We start from the raw sequence: 9,680 nt of genomic DNA on the forward strand, positions 1-9,680 counted from the left end.
AGAAGTCCTCCCGGACAGGCAGTCGGCGATGAAACAGGAAGCCTCACGGGCGACCGTGGGAATCCCGGTCCCTTCAGGGCCGGGAGGATGTCAAGGTGGCAGCCTCTCTACAGGGACCAGCCGGAAACTGAAGTGCCAGCGCTAGAGGCTCGCGCGTAGGCCTGCGATGCCGCTACCGAATGTCACCACCGAAAGTGAGCCAGAGCCTCGCTAACGGTGTTTCCGGCGATCTTGTTAGGAGGTCTCAGCGGCTGGGAAGCGGCCGCAAGGTGACGGCGAAGGCGTTCAACGCGGGTTTCCAACGCATCCTCCATCGGGTCGTACCGGTCCCGGTCGGTTCCTGTCCAGGAGTGACTCGATCGCGTTCGTCGAGCAGATCACCTTACGGATCTCCACGTCGTAGTCGAGGAACGGGATGAGTCAGGCCACCGACAGCCGCATCTTCGACCGGCAGCCTCCCGGCTGTACGGCCGGGCGCTGCCTGACCGGGCCAGCACGTCGCTTCAGCCTGCTCTCAGGATGAGAGTGGAAGTTTGGCGCGTATGACACTGAACACGCAAAGCGACCCGCCACGAGTGCGGCAGATGCTGAACAAGGTTCCGGAAGTCACCGTCTATTTTTGGATCATCAAGGTGCTGTCGACCACGGTGGGCGAGACCGCAGCGGACTTTCTCAACGTCAACCTTCACCTCGGCCTGACCGGCACGACGCTGATCATGGCCGTCGCGCTGGCCGTCGTGCTTGTCTGGCAGTTCCGAACGGCCCGGTACGTGGCGGGGATCTATTGGCTGGCGGTCGTGTTGATCAGCATCGTCGGCACGCTGATCACGGACAACCTGACCGACAACCTCGGCGTGCCGTTGGCGGTGAGCACCGCGGTGTTCGCCGTGGCGCTCGTGGCCACCTTCGTCGTCTGGCACCGCAGCGAGGGGACGCTGTCGATCCACTCGATCGTCACCACACGTCGGGAGAGCTTCTACTGGGCGGCGATTCTGTTCACCTTCGCGCTCGGCACCGCCGCCGGCGACCTGCTGGCAGAGGGCCTCGATCTGGGGTACTGGCGCTCGGGGTTGATCTTCGCCGCGCTGATCGCCGTGGTGGCGTCCGCGTACGCGGGGTCGTGGATGAATCCGATCCTGGCGTTCTGGATCGCCTACGTGCTGACCCGCCCGCTCGGCGCGTCGCTGGGTGATTATCTCTCCCAGGCTCGCGACGACGGCGGTCTCGGTCTCGGTACGGTGCTCACCAGCGGATCCTTCCTGGCGGCGATCGTGGTCCTGATTCTCTACCTGAGCGTGACGAAGCGGGACGCCGCCGTGCCGGTCGTTCCAGTTGAGCGGAGGGCCGCGGCGCCACAGCGGTGAACGCGCATCGAGGAACCCACGACGTGCGGGCCGGTCGTCGGGGCATTCCCGAGGGACTATCGGAAGCGACGTCGACCCGCCGCGGATGGCGGGGCCCGGGACAGAAAGGCGGAACTGGTGCGACTACTCGTGGTCGAGGACGAAACGGCGCTCGCGGAGGTGCTCCGCGCCGGCCTGACCGACGAGGGCTTCGCTGTCGACGTGCAGCACACCGGTCCGGATGGGCTGTGGGCGGCCAGCGAGTACGCCTACGACGTCATCGTGCTCGACATCATGCTGCCGGGCCTCAGCGGCTACGAGGTGTGCCGGCGGTTGCGGTCGCGGGAGATCTGGACGCCGGTGCTGATGCTCACCGCGAAGGAGGGCGAGTACGACCAGGCTGACGCCCTCGATCTCGGCGCGGACGACTACCTGACCAAGCCCTTCTCGTTCGTGGTGCTGGTGGCCCGGCTGCGGGCACTGGTCCGCCGGGGCGCGCCCGCCCGGCCGGTGGTCATGACCGCGGGCGACCTGTCGGTGGATCCGGCGCGGCGGCTGGTCACCCGGGGCGGGCAGCCGGTTCAGCTGACGGCGCGGGAGTTCGCGCTGCTGGAGTTCCTCATCCGGAACCGTGGCGACGTGGTGTCCAAGAGCCGGATCATCGAGAACGTCTGGGATGCCAACTTCGACGGCGATCCCAACATCGTCGAGGTGTACGTCGGCTACCTGCGCCGCAAGATTGACCAGCCGTTCGGCCGGGCAGCGATCCAGACGCAGCGTGGCGTGGGATATCGGTTGGCGGCCGACGGTGGCTGACGGCACGACTGGCGAGAGCGTGCCGTCGGTCGTCTCAGAACTCCCGCAGCGGCAGGGCGCCTACGCTGCCGTCATGGCCGGCCCATACGAGCTCCTGCAGGGGGCGGTTCGATGGGTGCGCCGGCGGCTGGGGGTGCGGCTACGGTCGGCGTTGGCCGCCGCGCTGGCGGTGGCCTTCGCCTTCGCCGTCGCGGCGGCGGCGTTCGTCTACCTGGCCCGCGCGGACCTGACCGGCAACGTGGACGCGGCGGCGCGGCAACGGGCCGCCGAGGTGGCCTCGGCGGTGGCCGCCGGCGACCAGGTCGCGCTCGCCCAGACGTTGAAGCCCAGCCCGCGGGAGCAGACGCTGGTGCAGGTCCTCGCCCCGTCCGGGCGGGTGGAGGCCGCCTCGGCCGCGCTCGCCGGCACCGCGCCGCTGTCCTCCCTGCGCCCCCAACCCGGCGAGGCGCTGCGGGAACAGCGTTTGCTGCCGTTCGCCGACGAGGACCCGTACCGGGTGATCGCCGAGGGGGTCGCCACCGCCACCGGCACCCGCACCGTGCTGGTGGCGCAGTCCCTGCGGCCGGTCAACGAGAGCACCGAGGCCGTCGCCGCGATCCTGACCGCCGGACTGCCGCCGATGCTGCTGGTGGTCGGCGCGGCGGTATTCCTGTTCGTCGGCCGGTCACTGCACCCGGTCGAGGCGATCCGCCGCCGGGTCGCCGGCATCACCGCCCGCGACCTGCACGCCCGGGTGCCGGTGCCCGAGGCACACGACGAGGTGGCGGCGCTGGCCGAGACGATGAACGACATGCTCGACCGCCTGGAGACGGCCGCGGCGAGTCAACGGCGGTTCGTCGCCGACGCCAGCCACGAACTGCGCAGCCCGCTCGCCACCGTGCAGGCCGGCCTGGACCGGTTGGCGATCGCGTCACTGCCCGGCCCCACCGCCGAGCTGGTCGGGCTGCTGCGCCTGGAGTCGGAACGCCTCGGCCACCTGATCTCGGATCTCCTCCTGCTGGCGCGTATCGACGAGCGCGGCCCCGCTCGGCGCCACGACGACGTCGACCTGGACGACCTCGCCTACACCGAGCGCGTCCGCATCGCCACCCGTCGCCCGGACCTGACCGTGCGCGCCCAACTCGCGCCCGTACGGGTCCACGGCGACGCGCGAGATTTGGGCCGGGCGCTGCGCAACCTGGTCGACAACGCCGCCCGGCACGCGCACTCCGAGGTGGCCCTGCGGGTGGCCGTCCGCGACGGGTGGGGTTGCGTCGACGTCACCGACGACGGGCCGGGCGTACCCGAGGAGCAGCGCGAGCGAATATTCGGCCGTTTCGTCCGGCTTGACGACAGCAGGTCCCGAGTCGACGGTGGCAGCGGCCTGGGCCTACCGATCACGCGGGAGATCATCGCCGCGCACGGCGGTACCGTGCAGGTGCTGCCCGGCCCGGGCATGACCGTCCGGATCCGCCTGCCGCTCGACGACGCCCCACCCGGCTGACCCGGCCCGGCCCACCAGGTGTTTCAGGCTCCTCTCAGCCGCCCCGCAGGAAGCTGGAGGCAGCCGGCCGTGTGGAGGAGCCGGGTGCCGTGGAGCCGAAGACGCGATGAACTACCACCTGTTCCAGCTCATCAACGCCGCAGCCGGACAGAACGACCAGGTCGATGACGTCTTCGAATGGTCGGCCGTCTGGTTGATCTACGTGCTCGGCGTCGTTGCGGCGGTGCCCCTGCTGGGCGGCCTGCGGCAGGCGCGGGCGGCGGTGGTACGCGTCGTGGCGGTGCTGGGCGTGGCGTTCGTGACCGGGCAGGTGGTGGCGGCCGTCAGCAGCGAGGTGCGGCCGTTCCAGACCCACACCGTGCACCAGCTGATTCCGCACGACCCGGGCCCGTCCCTGCCCAGCGATCACGCCACGGCGGCGTTTGCGGTGGCGTTCGCGGTCGGGGCGTTTCTGTCCTGGCGCTGCGGGGTAGCGCTGTCGGTGTTGGCCGCGATCATCGGATTCGCCCGTATCTGGACCGGCGTGCACTACCCGGCGGACGTGCTCGTCGGCGCGCTCATCGCCGCCGCCGCCGTCAGTGTCGTGGACATCGGCGGGCGGGCGTACGACCGATGGGACCGGCGCCGCCGGCCGAGCGCCGCCACCGGCCACTGACCCACGCCCGCTTCGCTTACCTGGAGGTTTTCCCCGTGTCAACGCCGCAGGCGTTCCTCGCCGCCGGGCCTGGTTTCCTCGATCCGCAGTGGCTGATCTCCACGTTCGGGCTGATCGGCATCCTCGCTGTCGTCTTCGCGGAGTCCGGACTGCTGATCGGCTTCTTCCTGCCGGGTGACTCGCTGCTGTTCACCGCCGGGCTGCTCGTCGCCGACGGCCGCTACGTGCACCAGCCGCTGTGGCTGTTGTGCCTGCTGGTGGCCGTGGCCGCCATCGCCGGTGATCAGGTCGGGTACCTGTTCGGCCGGCGCGTCGGCCCGAGCCTGTTCCGCCGACCCGACTCACGGCTGTTCAAGCAGGAGTACGTGGAGCGCGCCAACGCCTTCTTCACCCGTTACGGCGCCCGATCGATCGTGCTGGCCCGTTTCGTGCCCGTCGTCCGGACCTTCACCCCGATCATCGCCGGCGTGTCCCGCATGCACTACCGCACGTTTCTGATCTTCAACATTCTCGGCGGGGTCTTGTGGGGCGTCGGCGTCACGGTCCTCGGCTACTTCCTCGGCCAGATCGCCTTCGTCAAGACCAACATCGAGTTCATCCTCGTCGGCATCGTGGTGGTGTCCGTGCTGCCGATCGGCCTCCAACTGCTTCGCTCCCGACGGAAGGCCGCGCCGGAGGACACAAGCCCGGCTGGGGCGCAACCGGGCCCCCGGCACTGACCGGCTCGGGCGCTGCCCGGCCGTGCCGCCCCACTGAACTATGCCTGCGAAGGCGGCGGCGAGGACGCCAGGCCCGACCCGAGGAACCGCTTGGCCGATCAGCCGGGTTTACACAATCGATCATTTTGGATGTGGGGCCCGTCGCCTCGTATGGTCAGTGGGGGAGCGGTCCTTTGCATCGTGCCGCACCGGGCGCCGTGCGGCCATCGGGGCGGCAGCCAGCCGTGCCGGCAGCGGACCGCGCACACGTAGTTCCGCCGTTGGGTCAGGGAGAGCTCCAGCATCCGTGGGCGGGGCAGGTCCGCGAGCCGGTACAGGTCGCTCACGTTGGCCCCGGACAGTTCGAGGTGAGCGAGGGCCGGCAGGCGGTCTGGGTGCGGCCGGGAAGGTCAGCACGTCAGGTAGGCGGTGCACCTGAGCGTCGATGAACGCGAGCGGCACGGCGCACCCGGCCCACCACAGGCCAGCCAGCATCACCGGATTCGTTGGAGCGGCGAGTACCACGATGACCACCGCCACCGCGACGCAGAGCTCCAGCAGGTACGGAACGGCAGCAACTCGATGCCGACACCGGCCGCATCGACCGCCCGGCAGCAGCGCGACCCAGCCAGAACTCGACGGACTTACCTCGACCCCGCAGTGATCGCAGGTACGGCGGCTGGCCTGGCCCGCCGGGACGGCCAGTCGAACGACCAGCCAACGCAAAAGTGGGCGTCACAGCGAGGATGAGCGGAGCGACGCGATCGTGCCCAGGCACCCGAGGCGCGTCACCCGGCCGCCTGGGCAACAGCAGTTCCGGTTGGCCGCTCATGCCCTGCTTCGGTCGGTCAAGTGGTCCTGCTGGGGACCGAGCTGGCTGATGTCGTACCCGTCGGGGTAGGTCTTGGTGTTGATCCCGTCGGCGAACAACGCTGTGGTCCGCGGCTTGCCGAACCAGCGCTGGAGCCGGGAGCGCCCCTTCAGTGCGAGGTGAAGGCCAGCCCTGACGGGCCAGGCGGGCGGAGCGACTTGCATCGCGGCTCGCAGGCGTTCGTCGTACATGGCGCTGACCAAGGCGTTGCCCAGCGGTGTGAGCGGTCCTGGGATGCGGGTGAGCATCAGCATGCGGGTGGCCCGTTCGATGGCAGCCGCGTCGGCGTTCGGCTTCAGGTGGGCAGCGTCGTGGGCGTCGAACCAGGTCTCGAGCGCCTCGTAGGAGTCGGGGATGTCGGTGATGCCCATCCGGACCGGGGAAAGAGGCGCGACGTAGTGGAAGGTGTCCGGCGACCCAGTCGGCGATGAAGGTGCTCACGTGGGCAGGTGGTCGAGGCCGACGTGCTCGGTCGCGCCTTCCTCGGGTATGAAGATGCGGAGCTCCCGCTGGGGGCGAGTTGACGGCCTGATCGTAGGGGTTAACCACGCCCGTAGCTCTTCTGTTGTGATCATCTTGCTTCGACAACAGCATGGTCTACGAGGGCTACGGGCATCTATCAGTTAGGGTCCACAGTGAAACTTCAGCCGACCCGCAGACCCCCACCAAGTTCGAAGAGCCCGTTTCCTCCCGGCCGCAAAACGGCCGGGTTTCCACGCCGCAATTCTGATGACCTGCCGCGGCAAGGTCTCGAACGAGGCGATGCCTGGCGGAGCGTCGCGCCTGCTCACAGCCGGTGGCCAGGTCCACCACCGGGACGCCTGCGGCGACCAGCTCGACCCGCTCGGCCACCAGGCCGTCCAGGCCCAGCAGCCGGGTCGTATCGTTGACCATGCTCGCTGCTCTTCAAGTGTGACCATCCGAACTCGACACTAAGATGATCAACGACGAGCTGCGAGCCCCTCACGCCCGGGTCGACCTCTGCCGCGAACCCCGCTCATCTGGGAAGAGCGCCGATGGCGGGCTGATTTAAGGGACTTGGATCGCCGTGTGTGCTGTTGCGGCGATATTTACCCGGTGCGATGCTGTGTTGGCGTTTGAAGGCGTTGGCGAAGGCGAATTCAGACGTGTATCCGACGCGGGTGGCGACCTCGTTGAGTGGCGCGTCGGATTCGCGGAGAAGACGGGCCGCGATGGTCAGACGCCACCAGGTGAGGTAGGTCAGGGGTGGCTGCCCGGTCAGGGTTGTGAAGCGACGCGCGAATGTGGCCCGCGACAGGTTGACGTTATCGGCAAGGCTCTGGACGGTCCAAGGGTGGGCGGGTTCGCGGTGGATGGCATGCAGGGCGGCGCTGATGTCGGGGTCGGCCAGTGCGGTGGCCCAACCGGTGGCGGCGGCCGGGGCGGCTGACTGCTCGAACCAGGCACGCAGGATGTAGAGCAGCAGCATGTCGAGCAGGGCGAGCACGATGGTGTCGGCGCCGAGGCGCGGCTGGCTGATCTCGTTGCCGAGCAGATCGATGGCGGCACGCAGTTCTGGGTGGTGGCCGAGCCGGGCTGGCAGGTGGATCGCCTCGGGCAGGTCGCGCAGCAGCGGATGGGTGTGGCGTGGGTCGAGCTGATAGCCGCCGCACAGAGTCACCGTGACCGGGCCGTTGTGCCCGACGAAGTCGGAGACGAACAGCTCGGCGTCCTCCAACGGGTCACACACGGGTTCGGCCAGCCGCGCCGAGGGGCTGTCGGCAAGGGCGTACCCGTGACCATGGGGGAAAAACACCACGTCGCCAACGCCGAGCGGGACAGGATCGCCAACGGGAGGGATGAGCCAGCACGAGCCCTGCAGGATGACCTGGAAGCCCGCCGATCCGGGAACAGAGGGGAAGCGCTGACCCCACGGGGCATGCCAGGCGACGCGCGCCGAGCGGGGCCGCCCGGACCGCAAAATCGCGATCGCATCACTGAGCAGATCCATGCTATGACGCTAGCATGAGACGATCGCGTATAAATCCCGGACTTTCAAGCATTCGTTATCGCGCGGGCCTTTCCTACCGTTGATGATCAGTCGCCGTCAACGGGAGGGGCATCGGATGGCGCAACGGATTCTGGTCACGGCAGCTACCGGCACGGTCGGACGCCACGTGACGATGCAACTGGCGGAGGCCGGGGCCGAGGTGCGCGCGTTGACCCGCGGGCCAGCGGATCTGCCTGGCGTCCAGACCGTGCACGGTGACCTGTCGGTGCCGGATTCGCTGCGTACGGCTGTCGAGGGCGTCGAGGCGGTGTTCCTGGTCTGGCCGTTCGCCTCAGCTGACGGCCTGGACGCAGTGCTGGCGCTGGCCGCCGAGCACGCCCGACGGGTGGTCTACCTGTCCTCGGCGGCCATACGAGAGAACGAGCGGCGAGCCGAGCAACTGATCGAACAGTCCGGGCTGGAGTGGGCGGTTCTACGCCCGCACGCCTTCGCAGCCAACACCTTGCGCTGGGCTGAGCAGATCCGCGCCGAGGGCGTGGTGCGTGAGCCGTACGGCCAGGCCGCCATGTCGCTGGTACACGAGCGGGATATTGCCCGGGTCGCGGTGCGGGCGTTGACCGAGGACGGGCACGGCGGCCGCGTGTACGAGTTGACCGGGCCGCAGTCGCTGACGCAGGCCGAACAGGTGCGGGTCATCGGCGAGGTGATCCGCTCCCCAGTGCGGTGGGAGGAGGCATCCCCGGAGGAGGCTCGGCGGCGAATGCTGGCCCGCGGCTGGCCCCCCGAGGCGGTCGACGGCATCCTGCACGCCCAAGCCGCGATGACCGCCGGTCCCGCACCGGTCACCACCACTGTGGAGGAGGTTACCGCAGCGGCGGCGAGCCCGTTCCGCTCCTGGGTGGCCGAGCACTCGCACGCCTTCCGCACCGCCATGCGGGCCGCGCGCGATGCATCACCTCCACCTGGCGATGGGCCAGTTACAAACTCCGTCTGATGGCGCGTCAGTTCCAGCCGCTTCCGTCGCTTCGCACGTAGCCCCAATCCACGAGAGGAAAGCATCTGATGAAGACCGCATCGTCTACGCCCACGTCGACGGAGACCACCCGCTCTTCGATCCAGCTACGAGCGGCCGCCATCGCGGCTGCCGTACTAACCACCAGCCTGCTCTGGCTCGCCGCCTGGCTCCTCGACGTCGAACTCACGGTCGACCAGCGCAACGGCCAGCCACCTATGGACGTTGGCCTGCCCATGGTCGCCGGCTCCACCCTCGCCGTGTGCGCGCTAGGCTGGGGTGCACTCGCTGTGCTCGAACGATTTCTATCGCACGCCAGAACTATCTGGACAGTGCTCGCTCTCGCAATCCTGGCCCTCTCACTCGCAGCACCGATTTTCAGCATCGAAGCCACGGCCGGCACGAAAACGGTCCTGTCGCTCATGCACGTCGCCGTGGCAGGCGTCCTTGTCCCGATGCTTGGGCGAAACCGCCCTGAAGGCCAACAACGCCACCAATAGGCGGTGCGTGGCCGCCGAGGGCGCCCCGGCGACGGTCACGATCGAACCTTGCCGCCGATGCGAGTTGGCCGCACCATGTCATGTCGGTGCGGCCAACTCCCCGAGGGCATACGCGATTCCCGATAGTCGGGGACGCGCGTGGAGCGTCAGGCACCTAGGTCCGCCGGATTCATGTTCTTCAAGGCGTCGGCCGCGAGGGGAGTGACCGACGAACGGTGGGCGGGTGCCGGGCGTTCCTAGTACGGCAGCCGCCGTTTGAGATGCCGCTGGTAGAGCGGGGTGGACGCGAGGCGGCCACCGCGTGATCGTCTGTACGTTGTGGACATAACT

At 68.8% G+C, this 9,680-nt stretch carries 9 protein-coding genes and 2 pseudogenes; 7 read left to right on the forward strand and 4 right to left on the reverse strand.

What is annotated here, in order from left to right:
- Window positions 1-234: 234 nt before the first annotated feature.
- Window positions 235-417: pseudogene (locus ABZ671_RS31825) on the reverse strand (IS256 family transposase); the annotation flags it as partial.
- 167 nt (window positions 418-584) lie between these two features.
- Between ABZ671_RS31825 and ABZ671_RS31830 the strand changes: the two are divergent.
- From ABZ671_RS31830 to ABZ671_RS31850, 5 genes are all read left to right on the forward strand, one after another.
- Window positions 585-1,364, forward strand: coding sequence for a hypothetical protein (locus ABZ671_RS31830; protein ID WP_357865042.1), 780 nt, complete (start codon window positions 585-587; stop codon window positions 1,362-1,364).
- Window positions 1,365-1,481: 117 nt separating this feature from the next.
- The gene (locus ABZ671_RS31835; RefSeq protein WP_357865044.1) at window positions 1,482-2,159 is read left to right on the forward strand and encodes a response regulator transcription factor; all 678 of its coding nucleotides are present in this window, start codon (window positions 1,482-1,484) and stop codon (window positions 2,157-2,159) included.
- Window positions 2,160-2,232: 73 nt separating this feature from the next.
- Window positions 2,233-3,642, forward strand: a complete 1,410-nt coding sequence (locus tag ABZ671_RS31840) for a HAMP domain-containing sensor histidine kinase (RefSeq protein ID WP_357865046.1) — start codon at window positions 2,233-2,235, stop codon at window positions 3,640-3,642.
- A gap of 106 nt (window positions 3,643-3,748) precedes the next feature.
- On the forward strand, window positions 3,749-4,297 hold the full coding sequence (locus ABZ671_RS31845; RefSeq protein WP_357865048.1) for a phosphatase PAP2 family protein: 549 nt from the start codon (window positions 3,749-3,751) through the stop codon (window positions 4,295-4,297).
- A 35-nt stretch (window positions 4,298-4,332) separates the two neighbouring features.
- Window positions 4,333-5,016 (forward strand): VTT domain-containing protein, encoded by a 684-nt coding sequence (locus ABZ671_RS31850; protein ID WP_357865050.1) that lies wholly within the window; start codon window positions 4,333-4,335, stop codon window positions 5,014-5,016.
- Between the two features lie 807 nt (window positions 5,017-5,823).
- Here the strand turns inward: ABZ671_RS31850 and ABZ671_RS31855 are convergent.
- The 3 genes and pseudogenes from ABZ671_RS31855 to ABZ671_RS31865 form a co-directional block, all read right to left on the reverse strand.
- Window positions 5,824-6,240 (reverse strand): annotated as a pseudogene (locus ABZ671_RS31855) (DUF2236 domain-containing protein); the annotation flags it as partial.
- 232 nt (window positions 6,241-6,472) lie between these two features.
- Window positions 6,473-6,760, reverse strand: coding sequence for a hypothetical protein (locus ABZ671_RS31860; RefSeq protein WP_357865052.1), 288 nt, complete (start codon window positions 6,758-6,760; stop codon window positions 6,473-6,475).
- A 103-nt stretch (window positions 6,761-6,863) separates the two neighbouring features.
- Entirely contained in the window at window positions 6,864-7,838 is a 975-nt protein-coding gene (locus ABZ671_RS31865) for an AraC family transcriptional regulator (RefSeq protein ID WP_357865053.1), read from the reverse strand.
- Window positions 7,839-7,953: 115 nt separating this feature from the next.
- Here ABZ671_RS31865 and ABZ671_RS31870 point away from each other — a divergent pair, with 115 nt between their 5' ends.
- Both ABZ671_RS31870 and ABZ671_RS31875 read left to right on the forward strand, forming a co-directional pair.
- Window positions 7,954-8,832: an NAD(P)H-binding protein gene (locus ABZ671_RS31870; protein ID WP_357865055.1), complete on the forward strand. Its 879-nt coding sequence runs from the start codon at window positions 7,954-7,956 to the stop codon at window positions 8,830-8,832.
- 68 nt (window positions 8,833-8,900) lie between these two features.
- Complete coding sequence (locus tag ABZ671_RS31875; RefSeq protein ID WP_357865057.1) at window positions 8,901-9,350, forward strand: DUF6069 family protein; 450 nt, start codon at window positions 8,901-8,903, stop codon at window positions 9,348-9,350.
- Window positions 9,351-9,680: the final 330 nt, after the last annotated feature.

The organism is Micromonospora sp. NPDC006766 (genome assembly GCF_040636055.1).
In the GTDB taxonomy this organism is placed as follows: Bacteria; Actinomycetota; Actinomycetes; order Mycobacteriales; family Micromonosporaceae; genus Micromonospora.